Genomic DNA, 18,696 nt, shown 5'->3' on the forward strand with positions numbered 1-18,696 from the left:
AATCCGCATGACCCTCCTCCTCGACACCCGTAACGAATTCATCGCCCGCCATATTGGCCCGGGCGTTACCGACGTCGATGCCATGCTGCAAGACGTGGGCTTTGACTCGCTGGAAGCCCTGAGCGCCAGCGTCATCCCCGACAGCATCAAAGGCACCAGCGTCCTCGGACTGGAAGACGGCTTGAGCGAAGCCGAGGCCCTGGCCTCGATCAAAGCCATCGCCGCCAAGAACCAACTGTTCAAGACCTACATCGGCCAGGGCTACTACAACTGCCACACGCCGTCGCCGATCCTGCGCAACCTGCTGGAAAACCCGGCCTGGTACACCGCCTACACCCCCTACCAGCCGGAAATTTCCCAAGGTCGCCTGGAAGCGCTGCTGAACTTCCAGACCCTGATCAGCGACCTGACCGGCCTGCCGATCGCCAACGCCTCCTTGCTCGACGAAGCCACCGCCGCTGCCGAAGCCATGACCTTCTGCAAACGCCTGAGCAAGAACAAGGGCAGCCACGCCTTCTTCGCCTCGATCCACAGCCACCCGCAAACCCTCGACGTGCTGCGCACCCGTGCCGAGCCGTTGGGCATTGACGTGGTGGTCGGCGACGAACGCGAACTGACGGATGTCAGCGCGTTCTTCGGCGCTCTGCTGCAATACCCGGCGAGCAACGGCGACCTGTTCGACTACCGCGAACTGACCGAACGCTTCCACGCCGCTAATGCGCTGGTCGCGGTCGCCGCCGACCTGCTGGCCCTGACCGTGCTGACCCCGCCGGGCGAGTTCGGCGCCGACGTGGCCATCGGTAGCGCCCAACGCTTCGGCGTACCGCTGGGCTTCGGTGGCCCGCACGCGGCCTACTTCTCCACCAAGGATGCGTTCAAGCGCGACATGCCGGGCCGTCTGGTCGGCGTCTCCGTAGACCGTTTCGGCAAGCCGGCCCTGCGCCTGGCCATGCAGACCCGCGAGCAACATATCCGCCGCGAGAAAGCCACCAGCAACATCTGCACCGCCCAGGTGCTGCTGGCCAACATCGCCAGCATGTACGCCGTGTATCACGGTCCTAAAGGCCTGACGCAGATCGCCAACCGCATCCATCACCTGACCGCGATCCTCGCCAAAGGCTTGAGCGCACTGGGCTTGAAGTCGAGCAAGAACACTTCTTCGACACCCTGACCCTGGCCACCGGCGCCCACACCGCCGCCCTGCACGACAAGGCCCGCGCCCAGCGCATCAACCTGCGGGTCGTCGATGGCGAGCGCCTGGGTCTGTCCCTCGATGAAACCACCGGTCAGGCCGACATCGAAAGCCTGTGGAGCGTGCTGGCTGACGGCAAAGCCCTGCCGGACTTCGCCGCGCTGGCCGCCTCGGTGCAAAGCCGCATCCCGGCGGAACTGGTGCGTCAATCGCCGATCCTCAGCCACCCGGTGTTCAACCGTTACCACTCGGAAACCGAGCTGATGCGCTACCTGCGCAAGCTCGCCGACAAGGACCTGGCGCTGGATCGCACCATGATCCCGCTGGGGTCGTGCACCATGAAACTCAACGCGGCCAGCGAAATGATCCCGGTGACCTGGGCCGAATTCGGCGCCCTGCACCCGTTCGCTCCGCCTGCGCAAAGCGCCGGCTACCAGCAACTGACTGACGAACTGGAAGCGATGCTCTGCGCCGCGACCGGTTACGACGCGATTTCGCTGCAACCGAACGCCGGTTCCCAAGGTGAATACGCAGGACTCCTGGCCATTCGCGCCTACCACCAGAGCCGTGGCGAAGAGCGCCGCGACATCTGCCTGATCCCGTCGTCGGCCCACGGCACCAACCCGGCCACCGCCAACATGGCTGGCATGCGCGTCGTGGTGACGGCCTGTGATGCCCGCGGCAACGTCGACATCGAAGACCTGCGCGCCAAAGCCATCGAGCACCGCGAGCACCTCGCCGCGCTGATGATCACCTACCCGTCGACCCACGGCGTGTTCGAAGAAGGCATCCGTGAAATCTGCGGGATCATTCATGACAATGGCGGCCAGGTGTACATCGACGGCGCCAACATGAACGCCATGGTCGGCCTCTGCGCACCGGGCAAGTTCGGCGGCGACGTGTCGCACCTGAACCTGCACAAAACCTTCTGCATCCCGCACGGCGGTGGCGGCCCGGGCGTCGGCCCGATTGGTGTGAAATCGCACCTGACGCCGTTCCTGCCGGGGCACGCGGCCATGGCACGCAAGAAAGGCGCGGTCTGCGCGGCACCGTTCGGCAGCGCGAGCATCCTGCCGATCACCTGGATGTACATCCGCATGATGGGCGGCGCCGGCCTCAAGCGCGCTTCGCAATTGGCGATCCTCAACGCCAACTACATTTCCCGTCGCCTCGAAGAGCACTACCCGGTGCTCTACACCGGCAGCAACGGTCTGGTCGCCCACGAATGCATCCTCGACCTGCGTCCGTTGAAAGACAGCAGCGGCATCAGCGTCGATGACGTCGCCAAGCGCCTGATCGACTTCGGCTTCCATGCGCCAACCATGTCGTTCCCGGTGGCCGGCACGTTGATGATCGAGCCGACCGAAAGCGAATCCAGGGAAGAACTGGACCGCTTCTGCGACGCCATGATCCGCATCCGCGAAGAAATCCGCGCAGTGGAAAACGGCACCCTGGACAAGGACGACAACCCGCTGAAAAACGCTCCGCACACGGCCGCGGAAATCGTTGGCGAGTGGACGCACCCGTACAGCCGTGAGCAAGCGGTGTATCCGGTGGCGTCGTTGATCGAAGGCAAGTACTGGCCACCGGTCGGCCGGGTCGACAACGTGTTCGGCGACCGCAACCTGATCTGCGCCTGCCCGTCGATCACCGACTACGCCTAAGAACAATCGTCCCACAAAAGCATGTCAGTCCATTCAGAGAACAACAGAGGATTCCACCATGTTCAGCAAGCACGACCAGATCAAAGGCTACGACGATGAACTGCTGGCGGCGATGAATGCCGAGGACGCACGTCAAGAACACCACATCGAGCTGATCGCCTCGGAGAACTACACCAGCCAACGAGTGATGGAAGCGCAAGGCAGCGGCCTGACCAACAAGTATGCCGAAGGCTATCCGGGCAAGCGCTACTACGGCGGCTGCGAGCACGTCGACGTGGTCGAGCAGTTGGCCATTGATCGCGCCAAACAACTGTTCGGCGCCGACTATGCCAACGTCCAGCCGCACTCTGGCAGCCAGGCCAACGCAGCGGTCTACCTGGCCCTGCTGCAAGCCGGCGACACCGTGCTGGGCATGAGCCTGGCCCACGGCGGTCACCTGACCCACGGCGCCAAAGTCAGTTTTTCCGGCAAGCTGTATAACGCGGTGCAGTACGGCATCAACACGGCGACCGGGCTGATCGATTACGACGAAGTCGAGCGTCTGGCCGTCGAGCACCAGCCGAAGATGATCATTGCCGGCTTCTCCGCCTACTCCAAAACCCTGGATTTCCCGCGCTTCCGGCAGATTGCCGACAAGGTCGGCGCTTATCTGTTTGTGGATATGGCCCACGTTGCCGGACTAGTCGCTGCTGGCCTGTACCCGAACCCGATCCCGTTCGCCGACGTGGTCACCACCACCACGCACAAGACTTTGCGCGGCCCGCGCGGCGGCCTGATCCTGGCCAAGGCCAATCCGGAACTGGAGAAGAAACTCAACGCTGCGGTATTCCCCGGCGGTCAGGGCGGCCCGCTGATGCACGTGATCGCCGCCAAGGCCGTGTGCTTCAAGGAAGCGCTGGAACCGGGCTTCAAGACCTATCAACAGCACGTGATCGACAACGCCCAGGCCATGGCCGAAGTTTTTATCGAGCGTGGCTACGACGTGATTTCCGGCGGCACCGACAACCATCTGTTCCTGGTGAGCCTGATCCGTCAGGGCCTGACTGGCAAAGACGCCGACGCCGCCCTGGGCCGGGCCGGGATCACCGTGAACAAGAACGCCGTGCCGAACGACCCGCAATCGCCGTTCGTGACCTCGGGTTTGCGCATCGGCACCCCGGCGATTACCAGCCGTGGTTTCAAGGTCGCCCAGAGCGTTGAGTTGGCTGGCTGGATCTGCGACATCCTCGATCACCTCGGCGATGCCGATGTCGAGGCACAGGTCGCCAGGAAGGCCGCTGCAATGTGCGCTGACTTCCCGGTCTATCGCGACTGAACCACAGAAGGGACAGGGCAACGCCTTGTCCCTCCTGCCAGCCTGACGACAAACCACAGGTTGGCTTGGGCCGAACCACCCGCTACAAGGAAAAACACATGGTCACTGTTGTGCAATCGGCCGGCAAAAACCCGGTAAGAATGGAAGTGGGTATCAAGCTGCGCGGCGCCGAAAAGGTTGCGCGAATTCCGGTGAAGATCATTCCGAGCGACGAGCTGCCACGCAAACCCGACTGGATTCGCGTGCGTATCCCGGCGTCACCGGAAGTCGACCGCATCAAGGCCCTGCTGCGCAAACACAAGTTGCACAGCGTCTGCGAAGAAGCTTCCTGCCCGAACCTCGGAGAGTGCTTCTCCGGTGGCACCGCGACCTTCATGATCATGGGCGACATCTGCACCCGTCGCTGCCCGTTCTGCGACGTTGGCCACGGTCGTCCGAAGCCGCTGGACGTCAACGAACCGGAAAGCCTGGCCATCGCCATCGCCGACCTGAAACTGAAGTACGTGGTGATCACCTCGGTAGACCGCGATGACCTGCGCGACGGTGGTGCCCAGCACTTCGCCGACTGCATCCGCGAAATCCGCAAACTGTCGCCGAACGTGCAACTGGAAACCCTGGTCCCGGACTACCGTGGCCGGATGGACGTGGCGCTGGCCATCACCGCGGCCGAGCCGCCGGATGTGTTCAACCACAACCTGGAAACCGTGCCGCGCCTGTACAAGGCTGCGCGTCCGGGGTCGGATTACCAGTGGTCGCTGACCCTGCTGCAAAAATTCAAGCAGCTGATGCCGCACATTCCGACCAAGTCCGGCCTGATGCTGGGTCTGGGCGAAACCGACGAGGAAGTCATCGACGTCATGAAGCGCATGCGCGAACACGACATCGACATGCTGACCCTCGGCCAGTACCTGCAACCGTCCCGCAGCCACTTGCCGGTGCAGCGTTTCGTGCACCCGGACACCTTCGCCTGGTTCGCCGAGGAAGGTTACAAGATGGGCTTCAAGAACGTCGCCTCCGGCCCGCTGGTACGTTCCTCGTACCACGCTGACGAGCAGGTTCATGGCGCGAAAAACGCTGCGGGCTCCAGTGTGTAATCGCTGCTGAAAAACGAACGGGCTCCAGTGCCGTCTGGCACACCCGAAACAACACGAAAAAGCCTCAGGCCGTATGGCCTGAGGCTTTTTCGTCGGCTGAGTAAGTGCTACAAAGCGCGGGGATTTATTGATCTCGGCTTCCGGGCTCGAATAGTCGCCCTGGATCACGCGCGCCATGTAGCACTCGCTCGATCAGGATGTCTTTCTCGGTCAAACCATAAAAGATCAGATACCGACCGTGACTGAGCATACGCAAGCCTTTAGCGCAGTCATCCCGGGCAACACCAAGATCCGGCTGCTCGACCAACAACAAGCAACGCTGGCGCAGCTCTGCGACAAACGTTCGGGCCCTGGCAGGATTGTCCCGGGCAATGTAAAGGGCAATATTCTGCAGGTCCTCTCGCGCCATCGCGGAGAACAACAGTTGCCTCACGAGCGATTTTGCTCGTTAGCGACTTGATCAATCAGTGTATCCAGTTCCGTAAATACCGTATCGGCGTCTATCGCTGGGCGCGGGTCGTTGCGGCTGGTGGCTATCGCTTCGCGTATTTCTGCAGCCTGCAACCGATCCAGAAGCTGTTGATATGCCGCTTGGGGTAAAAGATAGGCCGCTGGGCGGTTATGATTGAGCACTGCGACGGGCTCAGACCCCGCCTGCTCTATCACGGTGCTGGGGCTGCGCTTGAGTTCCGTGATGCTGACTGAGCGGCTAGCGAGTAGTTGCTCCATGGGCAGGCTCCAAGGTACTTAAAAAGGTACCTGATAGTGCTCGATTTACAGTACAAGGGTCAACGCACTTCAGACCAACTGCCAGCCACACCAAGGGACCGATTTGCACATTGCGCCGGAGTAAAAACGCGACGCTGTATCGGGCACCCTATTTAACCGATAAGGATTGGCCAACCGCCAAGTGAGTGTTTTTTTGCACGGACGTTTTTTAATAGTACTCATCGCCTTGGGCCTGCTGGCCGGTTGCGCGACGACACCGCCCAGAGAACAAAGCAACCTTTGCAGCATCTACCGCCAATACCCGGCCTGGTATGAAAACTCGCTGAAAATGGAGAAAATCTGGGGCCTGCCGCCGCATGTGGCGATGGCGATCATCAAGCAGGAAAGCAGCTTTGTGCACGATGCCCTGCCCCCTCGATACTACTTTTTGTGGGTCATCCCCTGGGGACGGGTCAGCTCGGCGTATGGCTATGCCCAGGCGCAGGATCCGGTGTGGAGCGAGTACAAGAGCGCGACCGGCAACGGCGGTTCGCGAGACAACTTTGACGACGCGATCATGTTCGTCGGCTGGTACGTTGCCGGCACTCAGCGTCAGTTGGGGGTTTCCAAGTGGGATGCCTACAGCCAGTACCTTGCCTACCATGAAGGACGTGGCGGGTTCAGCCGCCAGAGTTATCTGCAAAAGCCCTGGCTGATGCAGGTGGCGCGCAAGGTCGAGCAACAGGCGAAAGATTATGGCTGGCAACTCCGGCAATGCAGGGGCGAACTGGAGAGCAACCGCAGCTGGTGGTAGTCATGCCCTGGATGACGGCTTATCCGCGACGTCCACCTCGGCAGGCTCCTCCTCGTCGTCATCCTCTTCATCGTCGTCGAGCAGAAAGTCCTTGCGAGCTTCAGTGATCGCCCGGCGCATGTCTTCGCCCTTGATCGGGCAGTTGAGCAGTTGGGCAATGCGGTCAATTCTTTGTGTCACAGCTGGCCTCCAACGCACCAGTAATTGGCTTGATAGTGCTCGCTTTCAACGAACGACGCCAATGCCCTGAACACCCGGACCGCAATAGCCCTGTAAAACTTTCAGTCAAACCTTACCGCAGCTCACGTCATAGGCATCTGATCGTCATTTGCCGCCAACACCAACGCCTTCTGCTGCACCAGTGAGGCCGGCGGGTGCAACTGCTTCTGGAGCTCGGGATCGATGCGCAAGAAGCGTGGGACAACGTGGCTGACGTCGCCGTCTTCGTTGTTGTGGATCACCATGGTTCCCAGATCGCGCAGCTGAGCCAGATGCTCTTCGGTCAGGTTGAAGCTTATGCTCAAGCCTTTGTCATCGATCACCGGTGCCGGTAGGCGACGCTGGGCGAAGCTTTTGCTCTTGCGGTGCTGGTAACGCGCCCAGGAGATCAGGACCACCGCGTTGAACAGCGCCACCCACAAGTAGATTTGCAGCGTGCCAAAGCCGTCGAGCATCGTCGATTCGATACGCAACCCTTCGTGGGTATCAATCAATGGCCAGAGGCCGCTTACCAGCAGGTACAGCAAGCCGATCCAGGCCAATACCGTGAAAAAGGCATCGATGACGACCAGAAATGGTCGTTGACGGGTTCTGATGATTTTCATTTGCTGAACTCCTCGTCATCGTCATCCTCATTCAGCGGCTTGATGCCACGGTCGGGACTGACCCAGCGCGCACGCTTCTGATGTTGGCCAAACAGGACTTTGGGGAAGCTGACCAGGGTGGTGAGCAGGCTGATGAACCAGAACACCAACGGATACCAGACCACCCAGAACATGGTTTTCCACAGCCCGCGCTCGTAGCGACGGTCGATCAGGATGCTGACCGCAAACTGCAGCAAGCAGACCATCGCCAGCAACAGCCCGGTGAAGGCCGGCGGCAGCAACTGGTGCACGGCAATGGCGGCCGGTATGTCGACGAACTTGCCCACGCCCCAGAAAATCACCGACAGAAAAAAGGTGAAGGCCCAGCCGGTGGACAGGCAGTACTCGAACAGCAGCGGCCAGAGGTAGCGATGGCGGTACTGCCAGATGCCGCGGATGTTTTTGAACAGCACCTCGGCGCCGCCCTGGGCCCAGCGCAGACGCTGCTTCCACAGCCCGGACAGGGTTTCCGGCATCAGAATCCAGCACAGCGCGCGCGGCTCGTAGAAGATGCTCCAGTGATCCAGTTGCAGCTTCCAGCTGATGTCGATGTCTTCGGTGATCATGTCCGGGCTCCAATAGCCGACCCGATGCAACGCCGAACGACGGAACGCCACAATCACCCCGGACACGGTAAAAATCCGCCCGAAGACCCGTTGGGTGCGCTTGATCAAACCGATGATCGAAGAGAACTCACCGACCTGAACACGCCCGACCAGCGTTGAACGGGTTCGAATCCGTGGGTTGCCGGTCACCGCACCAAGCCGGGCGTTGTCCAGCATGGGAGCCACCAGATAGGCCGCCGTGTTCGGCGCGAGCAAGGCATCGCCGTCAATACACACCAGGTACTCACTGCGCGCGGCAATGGCGCCCATGCGCAAGGCCACCGCTTTGCCCTGGTTTTCCGCCAGGTGCAACACCCGCAAGCGAGGGTCTTCGGCAGCGAGGGCATCGAGGACGGCGGCCGTGTTGTCCTTGGAGCCGTCGTTGATCGCGATCACTTCGATGTTCGGGTAATGCTGGCCCAGCGCGGCATGAATGGTATCGGCCGCGTTATCGCCCTCGTTGTAGCAAGGGATGAGGATCGAAATCAGCGGCTCACCCGCCAGCGGCGGTGGCAGCGTATCGTCCTTCCACGGCCAGTGGCGCTCCCAGTGCAGCCAGAAATACAGGCCACCGGCGATCCACAGTCCGGACATGAACAGCGGATAGAAAAACACGAAGTCCATCAAGAATTGCCCGGTGACCAGAAAGATCAGCCCCAGGGGAATCCCCAGGACGATCGCCAGGACCAGCAGAGCTAGAAGTCTATCCAGCATGTTATGGATTCCACTTGTCGGAGAGCGCGGGACGCACGGTTTTCAGGTCCGGCTGGTTCTCAAGGAAGTTGTCCGGGTAGTAACCGAAACTGATCGCTCCCTGGCGTTTGAGGCGACCCATCCAGTCAGTCAGTTGCCCTCCATCGATGTCGGCGCCGCTTTTCTTCGTCCAGTCCCGGGCCTGCAATTCGAACACCGTGCGCTCCAGTGCTCCCGGCCGAACCTTGACCGTGGCCACCAACTCTTCGAGCCATTCACCCGATTGCTTGAGGGGTTTACCTTCCATCAACGGCATAGCCATCGGTGCGGTCCAGTCGTAGGTGCCGAGGAAGTCGTCGAGGTTCTGCGCGAACCAAGCCTCACTGGGCGGATTGAGCATCGGTTCGGCGAAGATGTTGCGCGCCGTCAGCACCTGTGGCCCACGAATGGCGCGAACCTTGGCGGTGAGCTCTTTGGTGAAGTCGATCAGGTAGCGACTCTTGAACCGAGTCCAGCGCTGCATCATCGCCGGATCATCGCGCAGGGCCGCCATCGACCCCGGCAAGCCGTTGGCCGCATAGGTGCGCAAGGCCTCGGGACTGGCGTCCTCGAAGTCCGACAGCACTGCATCGTCGTGGTAGAGGATGCCGTCGACCGAGGTCAGACGCGCCACGTCCTCGTAGATTTCACCGATGATGCGCCGCACGGTCGGGTCGAACGGCGACAGCCGTCGATACTGTCCCGGGTCAACCGAGGTCTGGCCTGTGGCCGGGTCCCAACGGGTGATCCGGGGCAGTTTTGGATCGAGGGCAAAGCTGAGCACCGGCATCCAGGCAAAAACCTTGACGTGGGCGCGAGTACGCAACTGCCAGGCCACCCGGTCGAAGATGTCCGCGCGAACCGGAAGGTGGCGGTTCGGGAAGTACAACGAGTGCACCAGACCGTCGCCCTGTGGATCGGCGAAGGCTTGCAGGAACACGGTGTTGGCGCCCATGTCGGCCATGCGCTGGATCAGCTTGCCCAGATTGACTTCCTGCTGGGCCGGGTCCGGGTCATAAACGTTGTCCAGGTCGACATGCACCACGCGCATCGGTGAGCTGGACTGCACCGCGACGATGCTGTTGGCAAAGTGTTCGCCATCCGGGTCCGAGGCCACCAGGAAACGCGGACTGCTCATCAGGTTGTCGAGTGCATCGAGCCCGTCATCCAGGGTCAGGGCCATCTGGTAACCCTGGGAATCGACCACCTGCAATGCGGTGCCATCGGCCGTGCCGTACGGCCAGACCCATACACGCGGGTTATAACCGGTAGCCTTGCGGATTTTTTCGGTAATGGTGACCACGTCCTTGCGCAGACGAGCCTGGAAATCGGCTTCCGACTCATAGCGACCGGTCGCAGCGTCATAACGACGAGTCGCCGCCGCCGGCTGCAGGTTGCCTTGCGGATTGGCCAGGATGCCTTTGTGGCTGGCGTCGGTGTGAGCGGCGATTTCCACCAGCCCGGACCTGGAAATTTCAGTGATCTGCGTCCAGGTCAAAAACTCCGAACGCGGTCGCATATCACCTGCGAAGTCCACGAGCTTATCCGGTGGTGTATCGATCCAGGTACCGACGGGCGCCAGCAAGGCATGCCAGTTATAAGCCCGCAGCACCGGTAGCACACGGGTGTAGAAGCTCGAATAACCATCGTCGAAACTCAACAGAATGGCTTTGGCTGGCAGTTCGGCCCCCCCCTTGCGCGCGGCGATGATCTGATCGACGGTGACGGGTTTGTAGCCGTTCTCACGCAGCCACGCGAGCTGCTCGATCATCCGCTCGGTGCGCACCGCAACGACCGCCTGATCAGGGTCGCGGTCTTCGACATCGTGATAGGCAATTCCCAACACATGGTTTTTCGGCCATGGCGCTTCATTGGCCGGCAGCGGTCGCTGTGCCGGTGGCGCAAAGGTCGGGGCTTGCCGGGCGCAGGCGCTGATCAGCAAAACGCCCAGCAGAAGGATGCAACGGGTCATCAGAGGCATCTTCAAACTCTTCTAGAAACGGTAGGTAAGGTCGACGAGCAGGCGCAGATCGGTTTCTCGATTGCCGTCGAAGGGCCGGTTGATCGCGCTCAGCGCGGCACCGACCTCGAACACATCATTCCAGCTCAAGCGCTGGCCGTAGCTGAGCAGGCCTACACCGCCAGTGGAGTAATCACGCTGGCTGTATGTACCGGCACCGACCTGGAACTGCTGACTCCACGAAGTTTCGTAGCGGTGATAGAGCACGTGATTGACGCTGACCGTCGGCAGGACGCTGAAGTCCGACTTGGGGTTGAAGTAGGGAACGTCCTCATTCTTGCTGTTGTGGCTGGTGCCGACCTCCAGACCGAGGTCGACCTGCACCCCCGGCGCGCTGTACACGCCTTCGCGTCCGGTCAGCAATGCTTCGAGACGATTGTTGCCATCGCTGAAGTGCGACGGGCTGACCGCCAGTTTCCACTCGCGGCTTTCGTTGGCGCGCCAGCGCAGGAAACCGCTGCCGCCGTTGGCGGTGACGTCACTGTTCAGTGCCCGCAGCGGCGTATTGGCCGAGAGGTAGTCGAGGCTGCCGCCATACTGCCAGGCATCATTGATGTCGCGGGCAATCGACAGGCGCGCGCCCTGTTTGTTGCCATAGCCGAAGTCGTGATTGGAGACTTGCGCTTCCAGTGTCATATCGCGGGTTCGGCGCTCGACACCAAGCCGTTCGACACGGTCACGACCGGTGCCTTCCTGGAAGTCACCAGTGGCATAACCGGCACTTGCAAACACACGCCAGTCCTTATCGATCGGTGGACTGTAGAGCGTGGTCTCAATGCCAAAGTCCTTGCTGCCAGCGACTGCATCGGCACCGTTGCTGCCACCGCCATAACTCTTGCCGCCATAGGTCGATACGCGCAGTTCGGCCATGTCGTGCACCTCACGCTGACGCTCCAAACGCTGCACCGCACGGTTGTCCGGGAATCGCGCAGCGACGTCATCGGTCAACGCATCGAGCTGGCGCCACTCCTGCAAATCCTGCGCGGTATGCCCTTGCGCGACTTCCAGACCGATATCTCGCGGCGTCATGCTCTCGGTTTCCTTGAGCAGATTTTCTGCACGGCGTGGCCAGGCACGCGCCAGGTAGACATTCGCCTGCGCCAGACGCAAACCGACGTTGCCCGGTGCTTGTTCGACCAAGGCATCCAGGCCTTGCTGGCTAGCGGGCAAGTTACCGCTATAGATGCCCGCCTGGGCGGCCAGTTGTTGCGCGTCCATCCATGAATCGTTGGGATTGCCGATCGGCAAGCCTTTGAGCTCCACCCGCGAGCTCTGAGTCTTGGCCAGGTTTTCGGCGACGGTGCGTGCTTCCTGCGGTTTGTCGCTTTCCATCAAGGCGTAGAACAGCGCCGTGGTGTCTTCTACCCGGTCAGCCGGGTCGGCGTCCGGTGCGACCAGCACTCGGCGATACAAGTCTGTCGCGACGTCCGGTTGACGTTGATCCAGATAGGAAGCCGCCACCCAACGCATGGCGTAGGTTGGAATTTTCACGTTTTCAGCGAGCAGTTTCTGGTATTCGCCGATGACCTCAGCCGTGCGCGCGCGGGCCTTGAGTGCGCCCATGCGGTCGATGCGCCAACGAACCACGTCGTCGTGAGCCTGTGCATCCGGGGTCCAGGTCGCCAGCAACTGGTCGTAGTCGCTCAAGGCACGATCGGCGATGTCGTAACGTTCTTTTTCACTGCGCGTGGCAAATTCCGCCAGCCGCACGCGCTCTGCCGCCACATCACCTTCGAGGCGGCGCTGCGTCACCGAATCGATCACCCCCGGACGTTGACGGGCCAGACGCAAAGCCGGCTCTGGCAGCCGTGCGCGTTGCAGGGCGAAAACGTATTCGCGGGCGACTTCAGGTTTGCTCCCGGCGCGGATGAACGCCTGGTCGTATTCGAACAACGCGTCATAGGTCGCACCGGAACGGGTCAAGGCGTAGCCCAGCGCCAGGCGCCGGGCCGGATCGTCAGGTTTGGCCGCGACGAGAGCCTTGGCACGGTTGACGGCCTCGACGGGGTTTCCAGAATCAGCCTGGGTCATGGCCAGGCCGAGTTGCAGGTCAGCATTCGCAGGTTCGAGCGCCAGTGCCTTGCGGTAGAGCTCGGTGGCAGAGTCCCAGCGTTTGAGATTGCGGTAGGCACGAGCGGTGGCGGTCAGCGCCTGAATCGGCAGCACCCGGTTGCGCCCCTGGGTTTCATAGACCTGAACCACTTCGGCGTCGAGACCGGCCCAACTGGCGATCTGCAAATGGTCGCTGACCTGGCCGGAGGTCACCTGGTTAGCAGGCACGTTGCGTAACAGCGTCAACACCGGTGCGTAGTTACCAGTACGCGCATCGCGAATCATTTGGTCGTAGGCGGTATCCGCGAACGCCAGACTCGGCCAAAGCAGTTGGCTGCACAAGGCCACGCGAATCAGAGGGCGCAAGCCAAGAACAATAAAAGGACGAGCAATACCTGGCATTCGTCAGCATCCTTACATGGCGAGCCGGAGTCTCATACCCCCCTTGCCTGGTTCGAAACGGGAAGTCGGGCAATCACCCGACAAGGTTTTGCAAACGCAGTATTTCACGCAAGGGTAGACCACTATCAGGAACACAACATTTATTCAGACTCAGTACAACGGCTTAACCCCCGTGCGCCCTACAGCCTTGATTTGCGGGCACCAGACAGCAAAACGCCCAGCCAATCCGCAAGTTCGGAGGGCCGGGCGCTAGCTTGTAACCTGCGGTCTAGAGCGTTCGCTTAAGTCCAGCGGTGGGTCGTTTACTGGGGTGCGCCAGCAGTGTTGAGCTTGCTCATCACGAACCCGACGAACTGTTCGACGGTCATCTTCTGGCCGTTGAAGTCCACCTGATTATTGGCGTAGTGCAGCTTGGAGACGATGTCGTTGCCGTCCAGCGTCGCCAATTGCGTGCCGACGGCCATGCTGCTGAACATGTCGCTGGTCGCGGCGGCTTGTTCGGCAACCGCTTTGGCATCGGTCTGGCCTTGCATCTGCGCCTGTACCGTCACCAGGTCAGTGATCATCGGCTTGGATAGCTTCAGATTGAAGTCCAGCAGGGCAATCATTTGCTTGCCCAACTGGTCGGGTGGCAGGTCCAGCGATGTCGGCTTGGTCAGGTCTATGACCAGGCTGGTGCGGCTGACACCGTTCGGGGTGGTGAACGAGAAGTTCTCCAGTGCGACTTGTGGCTGGGCGGCCAGCAACGTCTCCAGACCCGCCTTGACCTGTGCCTGTTCGGCGTCGGTCAGGTTCAGCTCGGGCGCCGGTTCACCCGCAGCGGCAGCAGCGGCGGCGGCCGCTTCGTACGGCTGCAGTTTGTTCTGATAGATCTGCACCAGCGACAGCGTCGACGGGATATCGAGGTTTTTCATGCTCCAGGCCATTTGCGCCGAGCCGAGGGCCTTGTCATTGAGGGCGATTTCGCCAATCTTGTAATCGGCACGACCGGCTGCGTTGGTCCCGGACTCGGTGGTGGAGCTCTTCATTTCAGTGTTCTTGAAGGTCATCACCGACTGTTTGTCGCCAAAGGTGGTCTTGGTGCTGGTCAGCTCGACAACGTTTTCCCCCAGGTAGTAGCCATAGCTGCTTTTGCTGAGGTTGCTGGCCAGGGTCAGGCCATTCAATTCGACTTTCACCGGGGACTGATCTTCGGCAACGCTGGTCAGCGTGAGGCTGTCCATGTAACCGTCAGCCTTGACCTTCTGTGCCTGGGCGCTGGCCGACACGTCGAGATTCAGACCGGAAAACTTCAGCGTGGACTTGTCGTCCAATGCCGTGTCGACGGGCAGCAGTTCAAGGTTGCCGCTGGTGGCATGGTCATAGCCGATGTTGACCACACCCTTGAGTGGAGACGCGTCCTTGGTGGCGGCGAACCACTTCTCGGTGGTCGGGGTCTTTTCCAGCGAGTAGTGACTGGTGGCCATGACCGGCAGCCATTTCAGCGACACCAGGCGCGAGAATGGCAGCGGGCCGTGTTCGATGTGGTCAACGAACAGCAGCTCTACGCCTTCAGGGTTCTCGCCGAACATTTCGCCCTGGCCCTTGAGGCGGTAGTGCGCGGTACTGCTGAACAACTGGCGATCCAGCGACACCAGCTCCAGGGTCGCGGTGCCTTTGGAGCCGACCATCGCCGTTTGCAGCTCTTTGTTGGCGTCGGCAATCGAGGTTTGCAGCACACCTTCCAGTTTCGTACCGGTGTACCAGGCGCCGCCGGCACTGATTGCACCGATGGCAACGACGATTCCCAGTAGCACGCCTGCTGATTTATTCATGAATGACCCGATCAATGTCCGTTGTGAAAGTGTGGTCGTCTTCCCTGAACCCTCGACGGGTTGCGGCTCGACTCCGCTAAAAGTGCGATGAGATTAGCATTTGCGCCGTGGAGCGGCCCAATGATTAAAGGTGAAAGAGTGTCTATGGCGTGCGGGAGCGGGATTTTCGTTGATCACTCGATCGCCATCGCGAGCAGGCTCGCTCCCACAGGGGATTCGTGTTGATCACAGATCCAATAATGAAATGGCTACCCCCGCCGCCCCCTGTGATCGCCCACTAAGCTTTCGCAGGGGGCTCATCGGAGACCGTTGCCATGAACAAAGTAGCTATTGCCGCCATCGATCTGGGAAAACACTCTTTCCATCTACACGCGCAAGATGATCGTGGTCATGAGCTTTACCGCAAAAAGTTTACTCGTGCGGCGCTCATGCAGCACCTGATGAATCTCGAACCCTGCACCGTTGTGATGGAAGCCTGCGGCGGAGCCCACTTCATGGCGCAGGAGGTCGCGAAGCTGGGACATACGCCCAAGCTCATTGCCCCGCATCTCGTACGCCCTTACGTGAAAAGCAACAAAAACGACTTCGCTGATGCCGAGCGATCTGCGAGGCGGCGACTCGTCCAACAATGCGCTTTGTACACCCCAAAACCCAGGCTCAGCAGCTGCTGGCCATGCTCAACTCGACACGCGATTCGTTCATCAAAGAGCGCACCGCGACCGTCAATCGGATTCACGCAGCGCTTTTGGAGGTCGGCGTCAGTCTGGCCACAGGCTTCAAGCCCATCAAAGAACTGCCCGCTCGGCTTGAAGCGAGTTCAATTCCTGTGCCCATCAAAAAACTTCTGACGAGGTTGCAGGAGCACTTCACCTATCTGGATGGGCAGATCAAGACGCTGGACAAGGAAGTGGAATGCCAGGCCGCCGAAGATGATCTGGCGGCTCGTTTGATGACCATGCCCTGCGTAGGCCCGATCACCTCCAGCGTCCTGGCTGCCGAATTGGGCGATGGCAAGCAGTTCAAATGCGGCCGAGGCTATTCGGCCTCAATCGGGCTGATACCCAAACAGCATTCTACGGGCGGCAAGACCGTCCTGCTGGGCATCAGCAAGCGAGGTGATCGCAACCAGCGGCGCCTGCTTGTCCAATGTGCCCGTGTTTACCTGATGCAACTGGACCGACAGAAAGGCTGGCTGGCGGACTGGGTCCGGCAGCTATTGGCCCACCATCACTCCAACCATGTGGTCTGCGCGCTGGCCAACAAGCTGGCAAGGATCGCCTGGGCGATTGCTGGCCCACCACACTGAATTTGATGCAGGGCCAACCGCGATGAACGCCTGACCCTGCTGTCACCCGAGCACCACCCACCTGGTTTTGCGATGCTGGATAACAGATGACGTGAACGGCTAACCGGCCTGACGACAACCCTGAGCTCCCACACGGCTGAAAGGCCGTTCGAATAATTAGGATCGTTAGGCATCGATTCTCATCGAGGCGCGGGGTTGCCACCCCACACAGACGCCGGATAGATGAAAGCAAGCCAAACACGCATCAAAAACAGTATTGCAGAAAAGGGGGTAACCATAGATGTGGGAGCGAGCCTGCTCCGGGCGGCGTTCCGACGATAGCAGTTTTATTGGCGCCGCATCACTTCAGGCAAACTCAGCGCTTATTCAAAACACTCGCCAACCGATCCCCACCCAACTGAATCACCGCCACCAGCATCACCAGCAACACAATCACCGTCAGCATGATCTGGCTATCGAACCGCTGATACCCGTAGCGATACGCAATATCCCCCAAGCCGCCGGCACCAATGGCTCCGGCCATCGCCGAGGAATTGATCATGGTCACCAACGTGATGGTGAAACCACCGACGATTCCCGGCAGCGCCTCAGGCAACAACACGTGCCAGACGATATGCCAGCGTCGGCAGCCCATGGCCTGGGCGGCCTCGATCAACCCGTGGTCGACCTCGCGCAAGCTGACCTCGGCGATGCGCGCAAAGAATGGCGTGGCGGCGATGGTCAGCGGCACCACGGCGGCCCAGACGCCGTAGGTGGTGCCGACGATCAAGCGGGTGAAGGGGATCAGCGCGACCATCAGAATCAGAAACGGAATCGAGCGGAACAGGTTGACGAAGGCCCCCAGCGCGCGGTTCAGCGCGGGTGCTTGATAGATGCCACCCTTGGAACTGGTGACCAGAATCACCGCCAGCGGAATACCCGCCAACAGCGCGATCAACGACGACACGCCGACCATCAGAAAGGTGTCGATAACGCCCTGCAACAATCGATCAAACCACATAACCCAGCACCTCCACCTGTTGCGCCCAGTGACTGGCGCGTTGACGCAATGCTTCGGCACCGAGGGACGAACCGGTCACCGCCAATAACAATTGCCCTAGAGCATGCCCCTGAATCCGTTCAACGCCGCCTTGCAGCAAGCGCACGCGCCCGCCGAGGGCACTGAACAGCGCCGCCAGGTCGGGCTCATCATTGCTGTTGCCGGTGAACTGCAAGCGCAGCACTACCGCGGCTTCCGACGATTGCGCTTGCGCCTGCAACCGGCTTTGCAGTTGGTCCGGCAAGCCGTGTTGCAGAGGCGCCAGCAGGGTTTTACTGACCTCGTGCTGCGGGTTGCCAAACACTTCCCAAACCGGCCCTTGCTCGACAATCCGCCCGTGCTCGAGCACCACCACCCGATCACAGATATCGCGGATTACCGCCATTTCGTGAGTGATCAGAATGATCGTCAGCCCGAGGCGCTGATTGATCTCGCGCAACAGGCTGAGGATCGACTGCGTGGTCTCCGGGTCGAGGGCCGAGGTGGCCTCGTCGCAAAGCAGAATCGCTGGGTCATGCACTAGCGCCCGGGCAATGCCGACGCGCTGTTTTTGCCCACCCGAAAGCTGCGCCGGATAGGCCGTGTGTTTGCCTTGCAGACCGACCAGTTGCAGCAGCTCACGGACCTTCTGTTCACGCTCGGCTTTTGGCACTCCCGCGACCTTGAGCGGCAGCTCGACGTTCTGCCACACGGTTTTCGCCGACATCAGGTTGAAGTGCTGAAAGATCATGCCGATCCGCCGCCGCAGCGCGACCAGACGGTCCTCATCGAACTCGCCGATGTCCACCTGATCGATCAGCACCCGCCCCGTGCTCGGTTGTTCGAGGCGGTTGATGGTGCGGATCAACGAGGACTTGCCGGCACCGCTGCGGCCGATGATGCCGAACACTTCACCGCGCTGGATCGCCAGGTCGATGCCGTGCAGCGCAGCGACCGGGCCTTGCTCGCCGTTGTAGTTTTTACCCAGGCCGATAAAGCGCACATGGGCGCGATTGAGTTCAGGGTGCAGCTCGGTCTGTTCTGCACTGCTGGACGGTGAGGTTTGCAGTCGAAGCTGGGCGTTGGCGGCATTCATG

Annotated in this window: 13 protein-coding genes and 2 pseudogenes; 5 read left to right on the forward strand and 10 right to left on the reverse strand. The window is 60.8% G+C overall.

Features of this window, described 5'->3' with window-relative positions; genetic code table 11:
- The first annotated feature begins 7 nt into the window (after positions 1-7).
- From gcvP to lipA, 3 genes and pseudogenes are all read left to right on the forward strand, one after another.
- Positions 8-2,856 (forward strand): annotated as a pseudogene (gcvP, locus tag HK44_RS27230) (aminomethyl-transferring glycine dehydrogenase).
- A gap of 58 nt (positions 2,857-2,914) precedes the next feature.
- Positions 2,915-4,171 carry a serine hydroxymethyltransferase gene (glyA, locus tag HK44_RS27235; RefSeq protein WP_019691190.1) on the forward strand — a complete coding sequence of 419 codons (1,257 nt, stop codon included), beginning with the start codon at positions 2,915-2,917 and terminating at the stop codon, positions 4,169-4,171.
- Between the two features lie 98 nt (positions 4,172-4,269).
- Positions 4,270-5,265, forward strand: coding sequence for a lipoyl synthase (gene lipA / locus HK44_RS27240; protein WP_019691191.1), 996 nt, complete (start codon positions 4,270-4,272; stop codon positions 5,263-5,265).
- 124 nt (positions 5,266-5,389) lie between these two features.
- On the opposite strand, the gene HK44_RS27245 is transcribed toward lipA, so the two are convergent.
- Together HK44_RS27245 and HK44_RS27250 are read right to left on the reverse strand one after the other, a co-directional pair.
- Positions 5,390-5,698 carry a type II toxin-antitoxin system RelE/ParE family toxin gene (locus HK44_RS27245; RefSeq protein WP_019691192.1) on the reverse strand — a complete coding sequence of 103 codons (309 nt, stop codon included), beginning with the start codon at positions 5,696-5,698 and terminating at the stop codon, positions 5,390-5,392.
- Complete coding sequence (locus tag HK44_RS27250) at positions 5,695-5,994, reverse strand: type II toxin-antitoxin system prevent-host-death family antitoxin (RefSeq protein WP_019691193.1); 300 nt, start codon at positions 5,992-5,994, stop codon at positions 5,695-5,697. The genes HK44_RS27245 and HK44_RS27250 overlap by 4 nt, the downstream gene beginning before the upstream one ends.
- A gap of 193 nt (positions 5,995-6,187) precedes the next feature.
- Here HK44_RS27250 and HK44_RS27255 point away from each other — a divergent pair, with 193 nt between their 5' ends.
- A complete protein-coding gene (locus HK44_RS27255) occupies positions 6,188-6,787 on the forward strand; it encodes a hypothetical protein (protein WP_024265207.1) in 600 nt (199 codons plus the stop codon).
- On the opposite strand, the gene HK44_RS27260 is transcribed toward HK44_RS27255, so the two are convergent.
- The 6 genes from HK44_RS27260 to HK44_RS27285 form a co-directional block, all read right to left on the reverse strand.
- Positions 6,788-6,967, reverse strand: a complete 180-nt coding sequence (locus HK44_RS27260; RefSeq protein WP_019691195.1) for a hypothetical protein — start codon at positions 6,965-6,967, stop codon at positions 6,788-6,790.
- A gap of 122 nt (positions 6,968-7,089) precedes the next feature.
- Positions 7,090-7,611 carry a poly-beta-1,6-N-acetyl-D-glucosamine biosynthesis protein PgaD gene (gene pgaD / locus HK44_RS27265; protein WP_019691196.1) on the reverse strand — a complete coding sequence of 174 codons (522 nt, stop codon included), beginning with the start codon at positions 7,609-7,611 and terminating at the stop codon, positions 7,090-7,092.
- Positions 7,608-8,969 carry a poly-beta-1,6-N-acetyl-D-glucosamine synthase gene (gene pgaC / locus HK44_RS27270; protein ID WP_019691197.1) on the reverse strand — a complete coding sequence of 454 codons (1,362 nt, stop codon included), beginning with the start codon at positions 8,967-8,969 and terminating at the stop codon, positions 7,608-7,610. Before pgaC ends, pgaD begins: the two co-directional genes overlap by 4 nt.
- Position 8,970: 1 nt before the next feature.
- Positions 8,971-10,968 carry a poly-beta-1,6-N-acetyl-D-glucosamine N-deacetylase PgaB gene (pgaB, locus tag HK44_RS27275; protein ID WP_019691198.1) on the reverse strand — a complete coding sequence of 666 codons (1,998 nt, stop codon included), beginning with the start codon at positions 10,966-10,968 and terminating at the stop codon, positions 8,971-8,973.
- Between the two features lie 12 nt (positions 10,969-10,980).
- A complete protein-coding gene (gene pgaA / locus HK44_RS27280; RefSeq protein ID WP_019691199.1) occupies positions 10,981-13,461 on the reverse strand; it encodes a poly-beta-1,6 N-acetyl-D-glucosamine export porin PgaA in 2,481 nt (826 codons plus the stop codon).
- Between the two features lie 302 nt (positions 13,462-13,763).
- The gene (locus HK44_RS27285; RefSeq protein WP_019691200.1) at positions 13,764-15,275 is read right to left on the reverse strand and encodes a YdgA family protein; all 1,512 of its coding nucleotides are present in this window, start codon (positions 15,273-15,275) and stop codon (positions 13,764-13,766) included.
- 314 nt (positions 15,276-15,589) lie between these two features.
- Here HK44_RS27285 and HK44_RS27290 point away from each other — a divergent pair.
- Positions 15,590-16,615, forward strand: a pseudogene (locus tag HK44_RS27290) (IS110 family transposase).
- 321 nt (positions 16,616-16,936) lie between these two features.
- On the opposite strand, the gene HK44_RS27295 reads toward HK44_RS27290, so the two are convergent.
- Both HK44_RS27295 and HK44_RS27300 read right to left on the reverse strand, forming a co-directional pair.
- Positions 16,937-17,581: a methionine ABC transporter permease gene (locus HK44_RS27295; protein WP_019691201.1), complete on the reverse strand. Its 645-nt coding sequence runs from the start codon at positions 17,579-17,581 to the stop codon at positions 16,937-16,939.
- Complete coding sequence (locus HK44_RS27300; RefSeq protein WP_019691202.1) at positions 17,571-18,695, reverse strand: methionine ABC transporter ATP-binding protein; 1,125 nt, start codon at positions 18,693-18,695, stop codon at positions 17,571-17,573. The genes HK44_RS27295 and HK44_RS27300 overlap by 11 nt, the downstream gene beginning before the upstream one ends.
- Between the last annotated feature and the right edge of the window lies 1 nt (position 18,696).

This window comes from Pseudomonas fluorescens HK44, assembly GCF_000217955.3.
In the GTDB taxonomy this organism is placed as follows: Bacteria; Pseudomonadota; Gammaproteobacteria; order Pseudomonadales; family Pseudomonadaceae; genus Aquipseudomonas; species Aquipseudomonas fluorescens_AQ.